The sequence below is a fragment of the Streptomyces sp. XY431 genome (genome assembly GCF_001279805.1).
Lineage (GTDB): Bacteria > Actinomycetota > Actinomycetes > Streptomycetales > Streptomycetaceae > Kitasatospora > Kitasatospora purpeofusca.
Genome location: NZ_LGDO01000506.1, coordinates 1 through 19,173 on the forward strand (window position 1 = coordinate 1; position 19,173 = coordinate 19,173).

Annotated in this window: 18 protein-coding genes and 1 pseudogene; 9 read left to right on the forward strand and 10 right to left on the reverse strand. The window is 75.0% G+C overall.

Going from position 1 to position 19,173, the window contains the following annotated elements; all coding sequences use genetic code 11:
* Nucleotides 1-239 (reverse strand): annotated as a pseudogene (locus ADK60_RS47245) (hypothetical protein); the annotation flags it as partial.
* A 284-nt stretch (nt 240-523) separates the two neighbouring features.
* Here ADK60_RS47245 and ADK60_RS36740 point away from each other — a divergent pair.
* The 3 genes from ADK60_RS36740 (at nt 524) to ADK60_RS36750 (ending at nt 2,963) form a co-directional block, all read left to right on the forward strand.
* Nucleotides 524-1,201 carry a hypothetical protein gene (locus ADK60_RS36740; RefSeq protein ID WP_053651156.1) on the forward strand — a complete coding sequence of 226 codons (678 nt, stop codon included), beginning with the start codon at nt 524-526 and terminating at the stop codon, nt 1,199-1,201.
* A 205-nt stretch (nt 1,202-1,406) separates the two neighbouring features.
* Nucleotides 1,407-2,231: a DsbA family protein gene (locus tag ADK60_RS36745; RefSeq protein ID WP_053651157.1), complete on the forward strand. Its 825-nt coding sequence runs from the start codon at nt 1,407-1,409 to the stop codon at nt 2,229-2,231.
* Nucleotides 2,232-2,294: 63 nt separating this feature from the next.
* Nucleotides 2,295-2,963: a vitamin K epoxide reductase family protein gene (locus ADK60_RS36750; RefSeq protein ID WP_078896745.1), complete on the forward strand. Its 669-nt coding sequence runs from the start codon at nt 2,295-2,297 to the stop codon at nt 2,961-2,963.
* Nucleotides 2,964-3,020: 57 nt separating this feature from the next.
* Here ADK60_RS36750 and ADK60_RS36755 read toward each other — a convergent pair whose 3' ends face one another.
* From ADK60_RS36755 to ADK60_RS47945, 3 genes are all read right to left on the reverse strand, one after another.
* Nucleotides 3,021-4,142 carry a serine hydrolase domain-containing protein gene (locus tag ADK60_RS36755; protein ID WP_079009004.1) on the reverse strand — a complete coding sequence of 374 codons (1,122 nt, stop codon included), beginning with the start codon at nt 4,140-4,142 and terminating at the stop codon, nt 3,021-3,023.
* Between the two features lie 96 nt (nt 4,143-4,238).
* Nucleotides 4,239-4,781, reverse strand: a complete 543-nt coding sequence (locus ADK60_RS36760) for a GNAT family N-acetyltransferase (protein ID WP_107094815.1) — start codon at nt 4,779-4,781, stop codon at nt 4,239-4,241.
* Nucleotides 4,782-4,805: 24 nt separating this feature from the next.
* Complete coding sequence (locus ADK60_RS47945) at nt 4,806-5,210, reverse strand: ankyrin repeat domain-containing protein (protein WP_053651158.1); 405 nt, start codon at nt 5,208-5,210, stop codon at nt 4,806-4,808.
* A 355-nt stretch (nt 5,211-5,565) separates the two neighbouring features.
* Here ADK60_RS47945 and ADK60_RS36770 point away from each other — a divergent pair, with 355 nt between their 5' ends.
* The 3 genes from ADK60_RS36770 (at nt 5,566) to ADK60_RS36780 (ending at nt 8,234) form a co-directional block, all read left to right on the forward strand.
* Nucleotides 5,566-5,760 (forward strand): hypothetical protein, encoded by a 195-nt coding sequence (locus tag ADK60_RS36770; protein WP_030306123.1) that lies wholly within the window; start codon nt 5,566-5,568, stop codon nt 5,758-5,760.
* Nucleotides 5,761-5,932: 172 nt separating this feature from the next.
* Nucleotides 5,933-7,570, forward strand: coding sequence for a hypothetical protein (locus tag ADK60_RS36775; protein WP_079009005.1), 1,638 nt, complete (start codon nt 5,933-5,935; stop codon nt 7,568-7,570).
* 289 nt (nt 7,571-7,859) lie between these two features.
* A complete protein-coding gene (locus ADK60_RS36780) occupies nt 7,860-8,234 on the forward strand; it encodes an RNA polymerase-binding protein RbpA (protein ID WP_030396357.1) in 375 nt (124 codons plus the stop codon).
* A gap of 119 nt (nt 8,235-8,353) precedes the next feature.
* On the opposite strand, the gene fxsA is transcribed toward ADK60_RS36780, so the two are convergent.
* The 5 genes from fxsA to ADK60_RS36805 form a co-directional block, all read right to left on the reverse strand.
* A complete protein-coding gene (gene fxsA, locus ADK60_RS36785; protein ID WP_045941658.1) occupies nt 8,354-8,935 on the reverse strand; it encodes an FxsA family membrane protein in 582 nt (193 codons plus the stop codon).
* Between the two features lie 129 nt (nt 8,936-9,064).
* Nucleotides 9,065-10,726, reverse strand: a complete 1,662-nt coding sequence (gene lnt, locus ADK60_RS36790; RefSeq protein ID WP_053651176.1) for an apolipoprotein N-acyltransferase — start codon at nt 10,724-10,726, stop codon at nt 9,065-9,067.
* 174 nt (nt 10,727-10,900) lie between these two features.
* Nucleotides 10,901-11,359 (reverse strand): hypothetical protein, encoded by a 459-nt coding sequence (locus tag ADK60_RS36795; RefSeq protein ID WP_053651159.1) that lies wholly within the window; start codon nt 11,357-11,359, stop codon nt 10,901-10,903.
* Nucleotides 11,360-11,437: 78 nt separating this feature from the next.
* Nucleotides 11,438-13,081 carry an amidohydrolase gene (locus ADK60_RS36800; RefSeq protein ID WP_053651160.1) on the reverse strand — a complete coding sequence of 548 codons (1,644 nt, stop codon included), beginning with the start codon at nt 13,079-13,081 and terminating at the stop codon, nt 11,438-11,440.
* Nucleotides 13,082-13,111: 30 nt separating this feature from the next.
* Nucleotides 13,112-13,552: an Lrp/AsnC family transcriptional regulator gene (locus tag ADK60_RS36805; protein ID WP_030396362.1), complete on the reverse strand. Its 441-nt coding sequence runs from the start codon at nt 13,550-13,552 to the stop codon at nt 13,112-13,114.
* A 276-nt stretch (nt 13,553-13,828) separates the two neighbouring features.
* Here ADK60_RS36805 and ADK60_RS36810 point away from each other — a divergent pair, with 276 nt between their 5' ends.
* A complete protein-coding gene (locus ADK60_RS36810) occupies nt 13,829-14,281 on the forward strand; it encodes a hypothetical protein (protein WP_045941666.1) in 453 nt (150 codons plus the stop codon).
* A 143-nt stretch (nt 14,282-14,424) separates the two neighbouring features.
* Here the strand turns inward: ADK60_RS36810 and ADK60_RS36815 are convergent, their stop codons facing one another.
* Complete coding sequence (locus ADK60_RS36815; RefSeq protein ID WP_053651161.1) at nt 14,425-15,588, reverse strand: acyl-CoA dehydrogenase family protein; 1,164 nt, start codon at nt 15,586-15,588, stop codon at nt 14,425-14,427.
* Nucleotides 15,589-15,916: 328 nt separating this feature from the next.
* On the opposite strand from ADK60_RS36815, the gene ADK60_RS36820 reads away from it, so the two are divergent.
* Both ADK60_RS36820 and ADK60_RS36825 read left to right on the forward strand, forming a co-directional pair.
* Nucleotides 15,917-16,546 carry a uridine kinase family protein gene (locus ADK60_RS36820; RefSeq protein WP_199839843.1) on the forward strand — a complete coding sequence of 210 codons (630 nt, stop codon included), beginning with the start codon at nt 15,917-15,919 and terminating at the stop codon, nt 16,544-16,546.
* Nucleotides 16,547-16,834: 288 nt separating this feature from the next.
* The gene (locus ADK60_RS36825; protein ID WP_053651162.1) at nt 16,835-19,084 is read left to right on the forward strand and encodes an AAA family ATPase; all 2,250 of its coding nucleotides are present in this window, start codon (nt 16,835-16,837) and stop codon (nt 19,082-19,084) included.
* Nucleotides 19,085-19,173 lie beyond the last annotated feature (89 nt).

The window sequence follows — 19,173 nt, forward strand, 5'->3', positions numbered from 1 at the left end:
ACGCGGCGGGGGCCGGAGCGGGCGGCACCGACGGCGAGACAGCGGGCGGGACAGGGGGCGGGACAGCGGGCGGCGGCGGGGGGGCAGGCGGGGGGGACGGGGGGGGGGACGGCGACGACGTCGGAGCAGGCGTGGAAGAAGGCGCGGGCGAAGGAGAAGGCGACGGGCAGGGCGTCGCGGAGTGCGAGGGGTGCGAAGGCTGCGGGGAGTGCGGCGGGAACCACGGCCACGGCGGCCACGGCCACGACGGTGACGGCACCGCGGGCACCTCCGGCACATCGGGCGCCCCCGGCCCCGGGCCATGGGCATAGTCCATCGCCCGATTGTCGGACCGTCCCACCGCCCCCGTCAGTGGCTGACGGCCCCTCACCCACCGCCGCGCCGTCAAACCCATCGCCCCGGTGAACTCCCCGCCCCCGGACCGCGAACGAACGACCGATGCGGGACAATCTGTGCGCCGATCCGGCCGCCGACCCCGACGCACCCTCGTGCCCGGCGTAAGGACCGTGACATACTCCCGAGCGTGACGACCTCCACCCACGCGACGAGGGCCCTGCGGGCCGCGGTGTTCACCGCGCTCGCCGTGCCGCTGTCCGCGCTGGGCCAGGTGGTGATCACCGGTCGCCCGCTGCCGCTCACCCTGGTGGTGGTCGCGACCGCCGTCGTCTTCCTGGTCGCGGCCGCGCTGGCCGGCGGGGAGCGGCGGTTGACGCAGATCGCGGCCGTGATGGTCCCGGTCGAGCTGCTGCTCAACACGACGTTCAATCTGGGCCAGACCAGTTGTGGTCCGGTCCTCGGCGCCGACCTCCCCGCCCGCGGCATGAACCTGCTGGTCTGCGGCGGCGGCTCGGTGGACGGGTCGTCGTTGCTCTACGGCCAGTTGGGGCACTCCGGGCGCCTGGCGCCCGCGGCCACCCAACTGCTGCTCCTGCTGGTGCACCTGGTGATCGCGCTGGCCGCCGCGGCCTGGCTGCGGCTGGGTGACGCGGCCCTGTCCGGCCTGGTGCGGGCGCTGCGCGCGCTGCGCCAGGCGGTCGCGGCGCCGCTGCGGGCGCTGGTCGCGCTGCTGGTTCCGGCGCCGGCCCGGCCGGTGCTGCGGGTGCCGCTGCCGGTCCCGGACCGCCGCCGCCCGCACCGCGAGGACGTGGTGCTGAGTCCGGCGCCGCGCCGCGGTCCGCCGCTGTTCGCGCCGGCCCGCTGACGACGTCCTGACGACTGCCCCGTGACGGGCTCCCAGGTGTCCGGCGGGCGGCGCGCGACTCCGCCTCCCGCCCAGTAGTCCCCTCCGGCCCGTACCTCCGCCGGCGCCCCCGCGCGCCCGCGCCGTACGCCGTGCGCCGGGGTGGGAACACCTGGGAACACCTCCGCGCGCCCCTCGGCGCGCCCCATCACGGAGTTGAACCGACATGGCTCACCCCAACCAGAAGCCCTCTCGCAAGCAGGCCCAGAAGATCAGCGCCCGTGAGCGCATCCAGGAGGCGCAGCGCCTGGAGAAGCAGGCGAACGCGCGCCGGCGGCGGATCGTCATCGGTGTCTCGCTCGTCGTCGGTCTCGCCCTGGTCGGCGGCACCGCGCTGGCGATCAGCACGGCCGGCGACAGCAAGTCCTCGTCGACGGAGGCGGTCGAGCCGACCGCGATGGTCGTCCCGGCGAACACCTCGGGTGCGGACGGCACGGTCATCACGTACGGCAAGGCGGACGCCGCGCACACCCTCCAGGTGTTCGAGGACTTCCGCTGCCCGGTGTGCAAGAACTTCGAGGCGGCCAACGGCGACGCGGTCCGCAAGCTGGTGGAGGACGGCTCGGTCAAGGTCGAGTACCACCTGGCCGCGTTCCTGGACAAGAACCTCGGCGGCAAGGGCTCGCGCACCGCGCTGGCGGCGATCGGCGCCGCGGCGAACGAGGGCGTGGACAAGTTCAAGGCGTACCACGACGTGCTGTACGCCAACCAGCCGGACGAGCGCGAGGACGCCTTCGGCGACGTCAACCACCTGCTGGAGCTGGCGGACAAGGTGCCGGGTCTGAAGACGGACGCCTTCGTCAAGGCGGTCACGGACCGGACGTACGCGCCGTGGGCGAAGAAGGTCGCGGACGCGTTCAACGACAGCGGGGTGACCGGTACCCCGACGGTGAAGGTGGACGGCAAGCCGCTCACGCTGTTCAGCGGCAACAAGGCGCTGACGGCGGAGCAGTTCACCGCGCAGGTGAAGCAGGCCGCGGGCTTGCAGTGAGCACCACCGGCCCGGCCGATACCCGGCCGGGCCGGCCCTTCCTCACCCACGGAGTGCTCTGCCATGACCGCATCGACCGCTCTGCCGTCCCACTCCTCCTCCCGTCCGACTCCCGCCGGTGCGGCCGTGCCCGGTCCGGGGCAGGTCGGCGCGGGCCGCGCGTTCTCGCTGTTCGTCCTGCTGGCCGCCCTGGTCGGGCTGGCCGCCTCGGCGGTGCTGACCTTCGACAAGCTCCGGATCCTGGAGGATCCCTCCTACATACCGAGCTGCAACATCAACCCGGTGATCAGCTGCGGTTCGGTGATGCGCACCGCGCAGGCGGAGGTGTTCGGCTTCCCGAACCCGCTGCTCGGGCTGGTCGCGTTCGGCGCGCTGGCGGCGGTCGGCGCGGGTCTGCTGGCGGGGGCCGGGTACCGGCGCTGGTTCTGGCTGGGGCTCCAGGCCGGGACGCTGCTCGGGGTGGGGTTCACGCACTGGCTGATCGTCCAGGCGCTGTACGACATCGGCGCGCTGTGCCCGTACTGCATGGTGGTCTGGGTGACGGTGGTGGCGCTGTTCTGGTACACGACGCTGCACAATCTGCGGTCGGGGGTGATCCCGGTGGGGCCCCGGCTGCGGCCGGTGGTCCGGGAGGCGGCCCGCTACCACTGGGCGCTGCCGGTGCTGTGGGCGGCGGTGATCGCGCTGCTGATCCTGAACCGGTTCTGGTCGTACTGGTCGACGCTGATCTGACACCCGGCGCCGTTCCGGGTACGCCCCGCCGTTCCGCGTGCGCCCCCGCCGGGCCCGTCAGCCGAGGACGGCCCGGCGGAAGGCGTTGCGCAGGTCGGTGAGCGGCTGGAAGTCGCGGTCGTAGTGGACCTTGTTGGTGAGCAGCAGCGCCCAGCGGCCGCGGCGGCGGGAGACCCAGATGCCGGTGCCGGTGAAGCCGTAGTGGACGAAGGTGCCGGCGGCGGGGTCGGTGCCGGCCGCGCAGAGCCAGGACAGGCCCCGGGCTGGGGCGAGTCCGCCGGTGTGGACGCGCAGGGACTCGGTGATCCAGGGTTCGCCCCAGGGGATGCCGGTGCCGGAGGGCGGGGCGAGCAGGGCGGTGAGGAAGCGTTCCAGGTCGCGGGCGGTGGAGAAGGCGCCGGCGTTGCCGGAGACGCCGCCGAGCAGCCGGGCCGAGGGGTCGTGCACGGTGCCGCACAGGATGCCGCCGGCGGTGCGCTCGTACTCGGTGGGGGCGGTGCGGTGGGCGGTGTCCGGGCCGAGCGGGCCGTAGTGGCTGTCGGTCATGCCGAGCGGCTGCCAGACCTGCCGGGCGGCGAGCCGGTCGAGCGGTGCGCCGGCGAGGTCCTCGACGAGGTGGCCGAGCAGGACGGCGGCCCGGTCGGTGTACTCGACGGCGGCGCCGGGCGGGCGGTGCAGCGGGGCGGCGAGGACGCCGGCCCGGATCGCGGCCGGGTCGTCGCCGTAGAGTTCGGCGAAGCGGGTGCGCAGTGGCATTCCGGCGGTGTGGGTGAGGAGTTGACGGGCCGTCACAGCGCCGACGGGGTGCCGGGCGGCGGGTGGCCAGTAGTCGGCGAGGGGACGGTCGAGGGGGAGCCGGCCGGCCTGCCGGAGGGCTCCGGCGCACGGCCAGAGGGCGACGATCTTGGTGAGGCTGGCCAGGTCGAAGACGGTGTCGTGGTCCATCTCCCGTGCGGCCCAGGGGCCTTGGCCGAGGGAGCCGGTCCGGCCGCGGGCCCGGACGCCGCCGGCGTCGCCCACCGACCAGACGCCGCCGGTCCCGGCGGTGCGCAGGCCCTCGGCCACCAGGCGGGCCAACGGACCGCCGGGGTCGGCGAGTTCACCGAGTCCGGCGGGTTCGGCAGTTCCAGCGGGTTCGACAGTTCCAGTGGGTTCGGCGGGCAGTACCGGTCCGGTCATCCGCGGTTCTCCCCCGCCCGCGCCGGCCGTCGGCCGGCGCCCCTCCCGAGGGGTCCGGTCGGTCCCCCTCGGGAGGCTACCCGGCCGCGGCACGGGTCAGACGGCGGACGCGCCGTCGAACTCCTTGCCCAGGCAGATGCTCTGCGGGTGCTCGCGGTAGATGCCGAACTTCTCGATCGCCGCGTACCCCTCGGAGGCGTACAGGGCGATGGCCTCGGGCTGCTCGCTGCCGGTCTCCAGGACGAACCTGGTCCGGCCGGCGTCGACGGCGGTCTGCTCCAGGTGGCGCAGCAGCGTCCTGGCCAGGCCCCGCCCACGCGCCTCGGGGCGGACGAACATCCGCTTCACCTCGGCGTCGCCGTCGCGGATGCCGAACGGCGCCGCCGACTTGGCACGCCAGCCGCCGCAGCCGACCGGTCGGCCGTCCAGGTAGGCGATGACGAAGAGGCCCGCGGGCGGCTCGAAGTGGTCGGGGTGCAGCTGGGTGAGGTCGCCCTCGCCGTAGCGGACGACGTACTCCTGCTGGACCTCCGCCGCGAGGAGCTGGGCGTCGGGGTGTCCGAAGCCGGTGACGCGCAGCTCGATGCGGTCACCCGTGCGGTCGTGTGCGAAGGTTCCGCCGGTGGTGGTGCTCTCCATGGTCGTCAAGCCTACGGCCCTCGCTCAGCCCGCCTCCGGTCGACCCTCGAACCGGGCGACCAGCGCCGTCTTCTCGAACATCCGGGCGGTGTCGACGGCGGACGGGGTGCCGGCGGCGGGGTCGGCACCACCGGCGAGCAGGGCGTCGAGGACCGCGTCGTTGCCCTTGAAGACGGCGCCGGCGAGCGGGGTCTGACCGCGGTCGTTGGCCCGGTTCGGGTCGGCGCCCCGCTCCAGCAGGGCGGTGACCGCGACGGCGTGGCCGTGGTAGGCGGCGAGCATCAGCAGGGTGTCGCCGCGGTCGTTGGTGAGGTCGGCCGGGGCACCGGCGTCGACGGCGGCGGCGAGGGTGGCGGAGTCGCCGGCCCGGGCGGCGTCGAAGAGCTTGCCGGCCAGGGCGATCACGTCGGCGTCGGGGGTGTCGGTCATGTCTCGGCCTTTCTCCGCGGCGCGGCCCGGGTCGGGGCCGCTCCGGTGTGGTCGGTGGTCGCGCCGGACGCACGGTAGCGCACGACACGTGGGCGGGAAGGTTGCGCGCCCGTTCGGGGGAACTTCCCACCACCCCCGGAAACTTCCCGCCCGGGGGGCGGGAATGGCTCGGCACGCCGGAAATGCGGCACCCCCGGGCCCCGGCGGGGTCGGTTCGCACACCGCCGTCCGGGTCACGAGGTGGGGCATCTCCGGAGATCCACCCATTTGCACCGTTCCATCATCTATTACTTTTTGTCACGATTGTGGCACTTTCCGTGACACTGTCCCCGTCCCCTCCTCCGAGGAGCAGAACGTGATCCTCTCGATTTCCGGCATCGTCCTGTTCGGCACCATCACATTCCTCTTCTTCCGCAGGGACGGACTCAAGGTCTCCCATGCGATCGTCTGCGCCCTCCTCGGTTTCTACATCGCCGGCTCCTCGATCGCGCCGAGCATCACCGCGGGCGGTGCGACCCTCGCCAGCCTGCTCGGCGGCATCAAGTTCTAGCGGGTTCCCCGACCCCAAGGGCCCGGGCGCGGATCCCACCGCACCCGGGCCCGGTCGTTCCCGCCGGAGCCGTCACCGAACCGGCACCGAACCGGCCCGAGCCGCCACCGGACCGGCCGGAGCCGCAAGTCCCCGTTCCACCCGACCGTCCCACTCGCCCGGGGAGCCAGGAATGCCGCTCAACCGCAACCACCTCAACAAGGGCCGCGACCTCGTCCGCACGGCCGGCGACCACGCCTCCGACATGTTCGCGCCGCTCACCGTCGTCGGCCGGGGGCTGCGCCACCACGTCGGCTGGGCCAAGGGCCGCTGGCAGGCCACCCCGAAGGAGCGGCGCGGGCCGACGGTGTTCCTGGTCGCCGCGATGCTGGTCGGCATCTTCCTGCTGCCGCACGGCCTGCTGTTCGCCCTGGTCGCGCTGATGGCCAGCGCCGCCTGGGCCGGGCGCGCACCCAAGGCCCCGCCGGCCCCGCCCGAGCCGGACGTCGCCGACGTCAAGCTCACCGCCCTGTACGCGGCGCTCACCCCGTACCTGGCCGGGCCGGACGAGCTCGTCCCGCTCTACCACCACGAGGGCAGCTGGAAGGACGTCTTCTCCGGGTGGGAGTTCGACGCCGGGGGCCGGCTCTCCCGGCTGGAGATCGCCTACCCCGCGTACTTCACCGACACCGAGCCGGCCGCCCGGGCCCGGATCGAGCAGGTCGTCCAGGGCAAGGCCGGCCGGGCCCGCGAGTACCGCTTCGACTGGGACGAGGAGACCAACCGGCTGCGGATCGCCGCCCTGGCGCCGCTGCCGACGGACATCGCCGCCCAGCGCTTCGTGGCCGCGCCCGGCGAGATCGTGCTCGGCTTCACCGACGAGGACGGCAGCGCCAGGACCATCCCGGTGCAGCAGGGCGGCGCGCCCGCCCAGCAGCCGCCGGTGGTCTGGCGCACCGGCCCCCGCTCGGCCGAACCGCACCTGCTGGCGCTCGGCGTCAGCGGCTACGGCACCTCCAGCCTGATCCGCTCGATCGCCCTCCAGGCCCTGCCGTACGCCGACCTGATGGTGATCGACGGCGCCGGCACCGGCGAGCACGCCTGCCTGGTCAACCGGCCCGGCGTGCACACGGTGGAGACCAGCCTGCACGGCGCGCTGGCCGCGCTGCACTGGGCGGCCCAGGAGACCGAGCGCCGGCTCACCGCGCTGAACGCCGCCCGGCACGCCGGCACCGCGCCGCCCGCGGACGTCACCCGGCCGCTGTGGCTGCTGCTCGACCACCCGACCGAGCTGACCGAGCTGGCCCACGCCGAGGGCCGACCGGACCCGCAGGACCTGCTGGAACTGCCGCTGCGGCACGGCCGCGCCGCCCGGGTGACCGTGGTGGTCGCCGACGACATCGAGGCCCGGGACCGGATCTCGCCGAGCGTCCGGTCCACCGCCCGGGCCCGGGTGGTGCTCGGCCCGGCCGGCCCCGAGGAGAGCCACGCCGCCCTCGGGGTGCCGCTGGACATCGTGCCCGCCGCGCACGCCCCGGCCGGCCGCGGCTACGCCCGGATCGGCACCGGCGCCCCGGTCCGGCTCCAGCTGCCGGCCACCGTCGACCCCCTGGACGAGGACGCGCCGGCCGCGCTGCGGGACGCCGTGATCGCCCTGCTGCCGCACCGCGACACCCGCACCGAGGCGGCCGCGCCGGTCCCGTCGGCGCAGCCGCTGCCCACCCACCCGGACGGCCCGCCGACCGTGGCGGTGGAGCTCGATCCGGCCGCGCACGCCGGGGTGGACCTCGCCAAGGGCCCGGCCGCGCTACGCTTCCGCCCACTCGCCTGACCCGGCGGCCACACATCCGAAGGGGAGGGGCGGCTCCCACCGTCGATTCCCGGCCCGGTACGCTCGTCCGGGAAAGGCCGACCGATCACCAGATGTGAAATAGGTGACACCTGGGGTGATATCACCGGCCAGATGTGACAAATCGGGCGCCGGTGGGTACAAACAGGGACGGCACAACAGACGACGCATGTCCCGGGACGGGAATCTTCGTCGGAAGCCGAGCGTTGACCGAACGACGAAGAACAGCGACCACTAGTCCTGTGGGCCATAAGCCCGGGAGGCACGATTCATGAGCGAGCGAGCTCTCCGCGGCACGCGACTCGGGGCCACTAGCTACGAGACCGACCGCGGTATCGATCTGGCTCCCCGCCAGACCGTCGAGTACGCATGTCAGAACGGACACCGATTCGAGGTTCCTTTCTCGGTCGAGGCCGAGATCCCCTCCGCCTGGGAATGCCGCTTCTGCGGCCAGGAGGCGGTACTCCTCGACGGTGACGAGCCCGAGGAGAAGAAGACCAAGCCGACGCGTACCCATTGGGACATGCTGATGGAGCGCCGGACCCGTGAGGAGTTGGAGGAGGTGCTGGCCGAGCGGCTGGCCGTGCTCCGTTCCGGTGGGATGAACCTCGCGGTGCACCCGCGGGACACCCGCAAGAGCGCCTGACCCTGCTCCCGCCACCCGGCGGGGGCACGCGAAAAGGGACCCTGGTCACCAGGGTCCCTTTCGCATGTGCCGCTCGTACCCGCCGCCGGTGGTCCGCTCCGGACCACCGGCGGGCCGGGTCAGCCGTTGAGGGGCGGACGGTAGCCGGTGTCCGGGCCCTGCGGTCCGGCGGCCGGGCCGGCGCCCGGCTCGACCACCTCGCCCTGGATCACCTTGCCGTCCGGGCGGTGGATCCGCAGCTGCTCCTGCAGCCGCATCGCGTCCGCCAGCGGGTCGGCACCCGCGGTCGCGGCGGAGCGCAGCACCTTGTCGGCCGCCCGGCGCCCGGCCGCCCGCCACAGCGCGCGGGTCGGCGGGAACAGCAGGGTCAGCGCCAGCCCGTCCGAGAGGAAGCCGGGCAGGATCAGCAGCAGGCCGGCCAGCACGGTCAGGCTGGTCCCGGTCTGCGGCTGCTCCGGTCGCGGGTCGCGGGTCTGCTCGAAGGCCGCCGACAGGGCGCGCGCGCCGGCCCGCTTGATCAGCGAGCCGCCGATCAGCGCGCCCGCGATCAGCAGCAGCACCACGGTCAGGCCGCCCAGCCAGGAGCCCACCTGCACCAGCAGCCAGATCTCCAGTACCAGCCAGGCGGTCAGCAGCAGCGGCAGCGCGCGCCGCAGCTTCGAGCGCGGGGCCGGACGGGTGGGGGTGTCTTGCCGGGTCACGGTACGAATCCACTCCAGGCGGTGCTCTGCGCGCCGCACGGGAGGTCCGGGCCGGCTACGGCACCACCTGGTCCAACGGTCGGCCGGCGGCCGGTGTTCCACCGGGCGCGGGCCCGGTGGAACAGCGGGTCACTCGCCGGGGGTGGGCGCGCTGCCGGGGGCGGTGGCGCCGGCGTCCCCCGGAGCCGTCGCACGGCGGCGGCGGGCCAGCAGCACGCCTCCGGCGCAGGCCAGCAGGCCGGCCACCGCAAGCGTCCACTCGGGGGCGGCGCCGACCCGGTCGGCGACGGTGGTGCCGTCGCGCAGCGGGACCGTCGCGATCAGCTCGGCGGCGGTCAGCTCCTCGGTGCGCTGGACGACCGTGCCGTCCGGGGCGATGACCGCGCTGATGCCGCTGGTCGCGGCGATCAGCACCGCGCGGCCGTGCTCGACGGCGCGCAGCCGGCTCATCGCGAGCTGCTGCTCCGGCTGTCCGGTCTTGGCGTAGGTGGCGTTGTTGGTCTGCACGACGAGCACCCGGGCACCCTGGTCGACGGTGTCGCGGACGATCTCGTCGTAGGCGACCTCGAAGCAGATGACGTCGCCGATCCGGGCCGGGCCGAGCTGCATGACGCCGTTGTGGTCGCCGGGGTAGAAGTCGCGGGCGACCCGCTGAAGGCGGGTGATGACCTTGGAGAGCTGGTCGCGGAAGGGCACGTACTCGCCGAACGGCACCGGGTGCTGCTTGGTGTAGGAGGCGCCGGGGCCGGTCTTCGGGTCCCAGACGATGCCCTCGTTCTGCACGTGCTGCTCGTCGGGGCCGTCGACGAGGGTGCCGACCAGGGTGGGCACGCCGATCGCGCGGACGGCCTCGTCGATCCGCCGGTAGGCCAGCGGGTCGGAGAACGGGTCGAGGTCGGACGAGTTCTCCGGCCAGATCACGATGTCCGGCTTCTCGGCCCGGCCGGCCTTGATGTCCTCGGCGAGCTTCTCGGTGGCGGCGGCGTGGTTGTTGAGGACCATCATCGGGCGGCCGAGGAAGTCCATGCCGGGGTTGGGGACGTTGCCCTGGATGACGGCGACCTTGACGGTGTCGGCGGCCGCGGTGGGCACCGGCACCAGGAAGCCGGCGAGCATCGTGGCGACGGCGCCGAGCGCGGCGAGCGCGGCCGCGACCGGGCGGCGGTCGGTGCCGCGGCCCGCGGCCCGCACGGCGGCCCAGGCCAGCAGGGTGCCGGACAGGGCGACGGCGAAGGTCACCAGCGGGGCACCGCCGAGCGCGGCCAGCGGGGTGTACGGGGTGGCGGTGTTGGCGAAGGCCAGCCGGCCCCAGGGGAAGCCGCCGAGCGGCAGCCGGTCGCGGGCCCACTCCTGGGTGATCCACAGGCAGGCGCCCCAGAGCGGCCAGCCGGGCAGCCGGGAGGTGACGGCGAGGCCGGAGCCCAGGACGGCCAGGAAGAGCGCCTCGATGACGGACAGGCCGACGGTGGCGTCCCAGCCGACCACCCGGAGCCAGCTGAGCAGCATCAGGAAGAACGGCAGGCCGAAGGCGAAGCCGGTCCAGGCGGCCTGGCGGGCGGTGTGGCCCCGGGTGAGCAGGGACAGCGCGGCGACGCCGAGCAGCGACAGCGGCCACAGGTCGAACGGCGGGAAGGCCAGCGCGAGCAGCAGCCCGGCGAGCGCGGCCAGTCCGGTGCGGGGCAGGCCGGCCCGGACCCTGGCGAGGGCCCGGGCTGCGCGGCCTGGGCCGGGGCCGGGTTCCTCGTCGGGGTTCTCGGGTGCGGTACCGGACCGCTCCTGGGTGACGGGCATGACCACCGTCGCACCATCTCTCTCGACGCCGTCCCGCTGTGGTGTACCGGGACGGCTGTTCGGACGCTGTCCGAAGAAGGTACCCCGTCCGGACACCCCGCCGTGAGGTGAGGGTCGCTTTGCGCCGTCCCCCCGGCCCGGCCGACGCCGCGGGGCGCACGTTGCCGGGACCGGTCAGCGCGGGGCGTACGTCACCTCGGCGAACGGCCAGGTGGTGGCGAGCCAGGCGGAGACCGCGCGGTGGAGCGGGGCGTCCAGCTCGGCCCGGTCGGCCCGGACCCAGGAGCTGACCCTGGTGGCGCCGGGCCGGTCCCGGTCCGGGCAGATGTAGACGCAGCCGACGACGGCGTCGCCGGGGACGGCGCGGACGCTGTAGGTGAAGCCCCGGCGGGCCTCGAAGTCGGCGGCGTGCCGGCGCAGGTCGGCGAGGTTGCGGTCGAGGTCCATGCCCTCGACCGGGGGCCAGCTGCCCTGTCCGAAGCCGGGGGTGGCCCGGATGTGCGCGATGCTGCCGGTCCAGGCGGCGTGGTCGGCCTCGTTGTGCTGCTCGCCGAGGGGTTCCAGGCGGAACCCCTCGGCGTCGAGGGCGCGGGGGACGGTGAAGTCGGCGGGGACGAACGGCTGATCGGTCATGGGGGCCAACCTACGGCGGGCGGCCCGCTCCGATCATCCGGTTTAAGCGCCGGTCTCCGTGCCGGCTTCCGTGCTGGTCTACGCGCCGGTTCCCGTGCTGCTCCCGGCCTCGGCGAGGTGGACGGTGCGGCCCCGGACCACGGTGCGCAGGCAGGTGGGCAGCGGGTGGCCGGGGGTGAGGTCGGGCAGGCCGGGGGTGCCGGAGCGCGGGTCGGTGGACCAGCCGGCCACCCGGTCGTCCGGCGCCTGGACGACCAGGTCGGTGGCGGCCCAGATCGCGTAGCTGGCGACCGCGCCGGGGACGAGCACGCCGTCCTGGTCGCGGCCGACCGCCCGCCAGCCGCCCCGGGTGTGGGCGGTGAACGCGGCCCGGACCGAGATCCGGTGCTCGGGGGTGCGGTGGAAGGCGGCGGCCCGGACGGTGCCCCAGGGGTCGAGCGGGGTGACCGGGGCGTCCGAGCCGAAGGCCAGCGGGACGCCGGAGCGCAGCAGGGCGGCGAACGGGTTGAGCGCGGCGGCCCGCTCGGCGCCGAGGCGCTGCACGTACATGCCGTCCGGGCCGCCCCAGGCGGCGTCGAAGGCGGGCTGCACGGAGGCGGTGAGGCCGAGTTCCGCGAAGGCGGCGACGGTCTTGTCGTCGAGGGCCTCGGCGTGCTCGACCCGGTGGCGCAGCGCCCGGACGCGGTCGGCGCCGACCCGGTCGCCGGCCGCCCGCACGCCCTCCAGGACGGCGGCGACCGCGGCGTCCCCGATGGCGTGGAAGCCGGCCTGGAGGCCGGCCTCGGTGCAGGCGGCGACGTGGTCGGCGACCTGGGCGGCGGTCAGGTAGGAGGTGCCGGTGTGCGCGGCGTCGGCGTAGTCGTGGTGCAGGCAGGCGGTGTGCGAGCCGAGGGCGCCGTCGACGAAGAGGTCGCCGCCGGCGCCGACGGCGCCGAGCCGGCGGGCGGTCTCGACGCCGCCGCGCTCGGCGAGCTCGCCCCAGTAGCCGAACACCTCGGGGCCGTCGCCCTCGGCGGCCAGCTCCAGCAGGGCGGTGAGGTCCTGCTCGGAGGAGATCTCGGGGCCGGCGCACTCGTGCAGGGCGCCGATGCCGAGTTCGGCGGCGCGGGCCAGGGCGGCGCGCTGGGCGTGGCGGCGCTGGGCCGGGGTGAGGCCGGCGAGCGCGGTCGCGCGGACGGCGTGGTGGGCGTCGCGGGTGAGTGGGCCGTCGGGGTGGAATCCGGGCCGTTCGGCGAGGCCCTCGGTGAGGGCGCGCAGCGTGGTGGTGGCGAGCGCGGAGTGCACGTCGGTGCGGGAGAGGTAGACGGCGGCGCCGCCGGCGGCGGCGTCCAGTTCGGCGAGGGTCGGCGGGCGGCCCTCGGGCCAGCCGGTCTCGTCCCAGCCGTGGCCGATGAGGACGCCGCCGGGCTGCTCGCGGGCGGTGAAGGCGGTGACGGCGGCCAGGGCGGCGGCCAGCGAGGGGGTGCCGGTGAGGTCGAGGCCGGTGAGCGCGAGGCCGGTGGCGGTGGCGTGCGCGTGGGCGTCGACGAAGGCCGGGGTGACCAGGGCGCCGTCGAGTTCGACGATCTCGTCGGCGGTCCGCGCGTAGGCCTCGGCGGCGCCGTCACTGCCGACCCAGGCGACGTGCTCGCCCTCGACGAGCATGGCGGTGGCGAAGGGGTCGGCGGGGCTGTAGACGGCGCCGCCGCGCAGCAGGACGGTCCGTGAGTTGCGTTCGGTCATGGGCCAAGTCTGCACCCCCCGAAGGGCCGGTCAGAGCCTCGGGGGCCGGGCCTCGTAGGGGGTGGACAGGACGACGGTGGTGCGGGTGGAGACGCCGGCGGCGCTGCGGATGCGGGCCAGCAGGTCCTCCAGGTCGCCGGGGGCGCCGACGCGGACCTTGAGGATGTAGTTCTCCTCGCCGGCGACGCTGTGGCAGGCCTCGATCTCGGGCAGGTCGGCCAGCCGCTCGGGTGTGTCGTCGGGGGCGCTGGGGTCGAAGGGTTTGACCGAGATGAACGCGGTGAGCGCGAGGTCGACGGCGTCGGGGTCGATGATCGCGGTGTAGCCGCGGATCACCCCGCGCTGTTCGAGGCGGCGCACCCGCTGGTGCACCGCCGAGGTGGACAGGCCGGTGGCCTTGCCCAGGTCCGTGTAGCTCATCCGGCCGTCCTGGAGAAGCAGTCGGACGATGCGTTGATCGAGATCCTCCACAAGGCGCAAACCTACCCTCTCGGGGGCGCGCGGATCGCGGCGGCGGGGGGCGCGTGCGGCGTCGGACCGGGGGCGCGCGCGGGACCGGGAGGGGGGCGCGGAGCGGCATCCGGCGCGCCCCGGGGTGCCGCACGGGCACATGCCGGACGAATGTGGCGAAGGACACACCCGGTGCATCACAGTGCGCCGAACTGCAGGGTTATGAGTCCGCGTCGGCGGGAAGTGCTGGTTGTGGCCCCGGGCGACCACGCCGGGCCCGATCCGAGGGGGATCACCATGCGCGTTACCGATCAGCGCCCGACGGGCGCGGACGACGCCCACGATACGACCGACCGCGAGGACCTCGCGGTCCCCTACGACGCCGCGCCGGGGGTGGATCCGGGCGAGGCCGAGCTGTGGGAGATCGTCCGGGTCGACTGCCCGTCCTGCCGGCGTCCGATCGCCCTGGTGGGCGACGAGGAGCGGCTGCCGCAGCACGCCGTGCTGCCCCGGGCCTGGCACCCCTTCTCCCCCACCCTGTGCCCGGGCTCGGGCACGCCGACCGACGACCTGGCCGAGGTGGAGTGCGCCGAGGAGGCCGACTCGGCCGGCCTGGCCGCGCTGCTCGCGCTTCCGGGCGAGCACGACTGGCGCACCCAGCCGTTCTCGCACGCGATGGTGCACCGCCCGGTCCGTTCGGGCTCCGCACCGGTCATTCCCGAGCAGCGCGGCCGATTCTCCAGGCGCTGAGCGCCGGCCGCGCGCCCGGGCATCGCGCGTCGGCCCCGATGATCGGCACAACGGCCCCCGGCCCCGCTCCGTGACCAGGAGCGACACCGGGGGCCGTTCGCGTGCCGTCGGCCGTTCGTGACCGGTCAGCCCTCGGCGACCGGTCAGCCCTTGGTGAGGTGGCGGCCGATCACCAGGCGCTGGATCTGGTTGGTGCCCTCGACGATCTGCAGCACCTTGGCCTCGCGCATGTAGCGCTCGGCCGGGAAGTCCTGGGTGTAGCCGTAGCCGCCGAGCACCTGGACGGCGTCGGTGGTCACCCGCATCGCGGCGTCGGTGCAGAACAGCTTCGCCATCGCCGCCTCCTTGGAGAACGCCTGGCCGGCGTCGCGGCGGCGGGCGGCGGACAGGTAGAGCGCGCGGCCGGCCTCGATCTGGGTGGCCATGTCGGCGAGCATGAAGGACAGGCCCTGGAAGTCGGCGATCGGCCGGCCGAACTGGTGGCGGCTGCGCGCGTAGTCGACGGCGGTGTCGAGCGCGGCCTGGGCGACGCCGATCGCGCAGGCGGCGATGCCGAGCCGGCCGGAGTCCAGCGCGGCGAGCGCGATCTGGAAGCCCTGGCCCTCGCTGCCGATCAGCCGGTCCCGGGAGACCCGGGCGCCGTCGAAGTGCAGCTGGGCGGTGGGCGAGGACTTCATACCCATCTTGTGCTCCGGCGGGGCGGCCGACAGGCCGGGCTGGGTGCCGGGCACCAGCAGGCAGCTGATCCCCCGGGCGCCCTCCTCGCCGGTGCGCACCAGGGCGCTGTAGAAGTCGGCCTCGCCACCGTGGGTGATCCAGGCCTTGGTGCCGGCGACGACGTACTCCTCGCCGTCCAGGTCGGCCCGGGTGCGCAGGGCCGCGGCGTCGGAGCCGGACTGCGGCTCGGACAGGCAGTAGGCGCCGAGCTGCTCGCCGGAGAGCATCCCGGGCAGCCAGCGCTCGCGCTGCTCGTCGGTGCCGAAGGTGGCGAGCGCGTGGCAGGACAGGGTGTGCACGCTGACGCCCAGGCCGACGGCCAGCCAGCCGGACGCCAACTCCTCCAGCACCTGGAGGTAGACCTCGTACGGCTGCTCGCCGCCGCCGTACTTCTCGTCGTACGGGAGGGAGAGCAGGCCGGCCTCGCCGAGCGTGCGGAAGACCTCGCGCGGGAAGCGGCCGACGGCCTCGTCCTCCGCGGCGCGCGGCTTCAGCTCACGCTGGACGAGGTCCCGGGTGAGGTTCAGGAGCTCGCGGGCCTCCTCGCTGGGCAGCTGGCGGTCCACGGACTTCGCGGGGGAGGTGGTCATAGCGGCTGTCGCCTCCTCGGTCGTGTGCCGGGCCCCGGGGTGTGGTCGGGCCCGCGCGGGGTGTGGCAGCCTCGGCCGAGCGGCACCGGATTGCGGTGAACGGCCGTTCACAGGCATGGCGATGCGAGTATGCCTGATCAGGGCGCCGCCGTCACGGGGAGGGCTCGAAGCCTGTCCGGACCGGCGCGGAGTCCGCCGTAGGGTTGACGTTGTGGCTTCTTCCGAGACTTCCGCCGCCCCGGTAATGGGGCCCGTCGCCCGGCCGGTCGCGCGACCCGGCTCCCGGCCCGGCTCGCGGTCCGTCGTGCGGCCCGGCCCGGGCGGGTCCGTGCGGACCCCGGCGGCCCCCGACGCGCTGGCCGCCCTCGCCGCCGAGCTGCGGGCACTGCCGCCGTCCTGCGGTCCGGTGCGGCTGGTCGCGGTGGACGGCCACGCGGGCTCGGGCAAGACGACCTTCGCCGCCCGGCTGGCGGCCGCGCTCGGCGGCGCCCCGGTGGTGCACCTGGACGACCTGGCGACGCACGCCGAGCCGTTCGGCTGGACCGGGCGGCTGCGCGGCCAGGTGCTGGAGCCGCTGGCGGCGGGCCGGGACGCGGAGTACGAGGTGTACGACTGGACGCTGCGCCGGTTCGCCGGGACGGCCGCGGTGCCGCTCGCGCCGGTGGTCCTGGTCGAGGGGGTCGGCGCCGGGCGGCGCGCGGTGCGGCCGGAGCTGGCCCGGCTGGTGTGGATGGAGCTGGACGCTGCGGCAGCCCGGCGGCGGGGCGAGGAGCGGGACGGTCCGGAGCTGGCGGAGTTCTGGGCCGGCTGGGCACTCGCCGAATCGGCACATTTCGCCGCGGACCCGAGCCGCCCGCACGCCGGCACCCTGGTCGACGGGGTGACCGGGCGGATCGCGCCGGGCACCGTCGGTGAACCTTCAACAATGGCCTTGACCTGCGACGTCGTCAGGAAATAGGTTCTCTCTCGTTGGCGGAATTGTTGATTCCGCAACTTCGGACCCGGCATCCCCGGCTTGTTCCCCCGTGAGCCGGGGGTGCCGTCCGACTCCCCCGCCCCGGGGCCGGCCACCCCTCAACGGCCCTCCGCCCGATCGCTTTTGACATCGTGCGGCACCCTTCCGGATCAGCGCCGCGCCGGTACGATTCCAGGCAGGCGCATATGCGCCCCGGGGGCAGACGACCACCGGCGGGTCCGCACACCGCCGCACCGGCCGGGCCCCGAGCCACATCGCGGGGGGCGTTGAGTGGAGAGTTCCAACAGCAACACCGCGGGCGGCCCGGCTCCGAACCGGCTCGCCGACCGCGCCTGGCTGCGTGCCATGGACGCCTACACGGCCGGGGCGTACACCCGGGCCGAGGAGGAGTTCCGCGCCGCCGTCCGGCTCGACCCCGGCATGGCCGACGCCTGGCTCGGCCTGCACGCGCTGCGCAGCGACACCTCCGGCGCGCTGCTCGCGATGCACCGGCACCAGAATCGGTTCGGCGAGCAGCGCCGACGGCACGGACGCCCGCTCAGTTCCTGGTACTGGCTGGGCTGGTGGGTGCAACCGGTGCTGGAGACCACCCGGGACCTCGTCCTCGCGCACGCCTCGCACTGGCTGGACGGGCGCCACCTCACCGAGCTGGACCACGCCCTGGAGCAGTGCCCGGCCCCCGCCGAGGACCCGTCCGCGCGTTTCCTGCACGCCTGCCGCTCCTACCTCCTCAAGGACTGGGAGCAGCTGATCCGGGACACCGACCGGCTGCTCGACGACCCGCTGCTCGGCATCGAGGCCGGGCTGTTCGCCGGCATGGCCCGGGTCCGGCTGGACATGTGCGCGCAGGCCCAGCCGCCGCTCGCCGCCTCGCTCGCCCGCTGCCGCTCCGAGCAGCCGCAGCGCAAGGAGCTGCGGTACTGGCTGGCCCGCGCCTACGAGGGCGCCGGGCGCAGCGCGGCCGCGCTGCCGCTCTACCGGGCCGTGCACCGGGCCGATCCGGCGTTCATGGACACCGCCGCCCGGCTCGCGGCGATCTCGGCGGAGGACGACCTGGCGGACGCCCTGCTGGACGGCGCCGGGATCGGCGGCCGGGACGCGGGGCGCGGGGCGGAGGAGGACGCGATCGACGCGGCGCTGCTCGACGCGGCCGTCCTGGAGCAGGCCGGCTTCGAGGCGCTCGCGGCGGGCTCGGAGTTCGGCGCGGGTGCGGAACTCGGGGCGGAGCAGGCGGGGTTGGAGCAGGCGGGTTCGGAGCCGGCAACGGCCTTCGCGGGCGCCGAGCCGTCGGGCACGGAGTTGCCGCCGGGTGCGGAGCTGTCGGGATCCGAGCTGTCCGGATCCGGTGCGGTCGGCGGGCCGGGGGGCACGGACCCCTTCGGGAGCCCGGGCCCGGGCGGCCCGGTCGAGGCCGACGACGAGGCGGAGGACGACTACCCGGCCGTGCCGACCTCGGCCGGGCCGGGTACCGGCAGCGGTAGCGGTACCGGGAACAGGCCTGGCGGCGGAGCGGGCGCACCGCCCCCGCTGGTCGGCAACGGACGCTCCGGCTCGACCGCCCCGCAGCCCGCCGCCGCCTCCCCGGCCGCCCCCGCGGCGGCGCGCGGCGAGACCGCCCTGGCCCAGGTGGCGAGCACCAGTGCGATGTCCGAACCCGGGGACCACCGGGCCGAGTTGGACGCTGCGCTGGCCGAGCTCTCCCGGATGGTCGGCCTGGAGCCGGTCAAGCGGCAGGTGCGGGCGCTCTCGGCGCAGCTGCGGATGGCCCGGCTGCGCGCCGAGCAGGGCCTGCCGGTCCAGCCGCCCAAGCGCCACTTCGTCTTCTCCGGCCCGTCCGGCACCGGCAAGACCACCGTCGCCCGGATCCTCGGCCGGGTCTTCCACGCCCTCGGCCTGCTCTCCGGGGACCACCTGGTGGAGGCCCAACGGGCCGACCTGGTCGGGGAGTTCCTCGGTCAGACGGCGGTGAAGGCGAACGAGCTGATCGACTCCGCGCTGGACGGCGTGCTCTTCATCGACGAGGCCTACAGCCTCTCCAACTCCGGTTACAGCAAGGGCGACGCCTACGGCGACGAGGCGCTGCAGGTCCTGCTCAAGCGGGCCGAGGACAACCGGGACCGGCTGGTGGTGATCCTGGCCGGCTACCCCGAGGGCATGAACCGGCTGCTGGCCACCAACCCCGGGCTCAACTCCCGCTTCACCACCCGGGTCGACTTCCCCAGCTACCGCCCCGGCGAGCTGACCGCGATCGGCGCGGCGCTCGCCGGGCAGGACGGCGACGGCTGGGACGAGGACGCGGCCGAGGAGTTGGCCTCGATCTGCACCCATGTGGTCCGCGAGGGCTGGATCGACGAGCTCGGCAACGGCCGCTTCATCCGCACCCTGTACGAGAAGTCCTGCGCCTACCGGGACCTGCGGCTCACCCTGCTGCGCGAGCCGCCCGGCCGGGAGGACCTCGCCACGCTGCGGCTGCCGGACCTGGTGCAGGCGTACGGCGAGATGATCGACGGCCGGGGCTGAGGCCGGGTCCGTCCGGACCCGGCCCCGCCCGGCCCCTCCTCGGGCACGGGCGCGGGCGCAGGCGTGGGCGCAGGTGCGGACGCGGGCGC

Bases quoted from the DNA above. Each gene is read 5' to 3' on its own strand.
- ADK60_RS47945 (WP_053651158.1), bottom strand. From the start codon at position 5,210: ATGACCGACACCCCCGACGCCGACGTGATCGCCCTGGCCGGCAAGCTC.
- ADK60_RS36810 (WP_045941666.1), top strand. From the start codon at position 13,829: ATGCGCGTTACCGATCAGCGCCCGACGGGCGCGGACGACGCCCACGAT.
- ADK60_RS36760 (WP_107094815.1), bottom strand. From the start codon at position 4,781: ATGGAGAGCACCACCACCGGCGGAACCTTCGCACACGACCGCACGGGT.
- ADK60_RS36800 (WP_053651160.1), bottom strand. From the start codon at position 13,081: ATGACCGAACGCAACTCACGGACCGTCCTGCTGCGCGGCGGCGCCGTC.
- ADK60_RS36755 (WP_079009004.1), bottom strand. From the start codon at position 4,142: ATGACCGGACCGGTACTGCCCGCCGAACCCACTGGAACTGTCGAACCC.
- ADK60_RS36795 (WP_053651159.1), bottom strand. From the start codon at position 11,359: ATGACCGATCAGCCGTTCGTCCCCGCCGACTTCACCGTCCCCCGCGCC.
- lnt (WP_053651176.1), bottom strand. From the start codon at position 10,726: ATGCCCGTCACCCAGGAGCGGTCCGGTACCGCACCCGAGAACCCCGAC.
- ADK60_RS36745 (WP_053651157.1), top strand. From the start codon at position 1,407: ATGGCTCACCCCAACCAGAAGCCCTCTCGCAAGCAGGCCCAGAAGATC.
- ADK60_RS36775 (WP_079009005.1), top strand. From the start codon at position 5,933: ATGCCGCTCAACCGCAACCACCTCAACAAGGGCCGCGACCTCGTCCGC.
- ADK60_RS36815 (WP_053651161.1), bottom strand. From the start codon at position 15,588: ATGACCACCTCCCCCGCGAAGTCCGTGGACCGCCAGCTGCCCAGCGAG.
- ADK60_RS36780 (WP_030396357.1), top strand. From the start codon at position 7,860: ATGAGCGAGCGAGCTCTCCGCGGCACGCGACTCGGGGCCACTAGCTAC.
- ADK60_RS36750 (WP_078896745.1), top strand. From the start codon at position 2,295: ATGACCGCATCGACCGCTCTGCCGTCCCACTCCTCCTCCCGTCCGACT.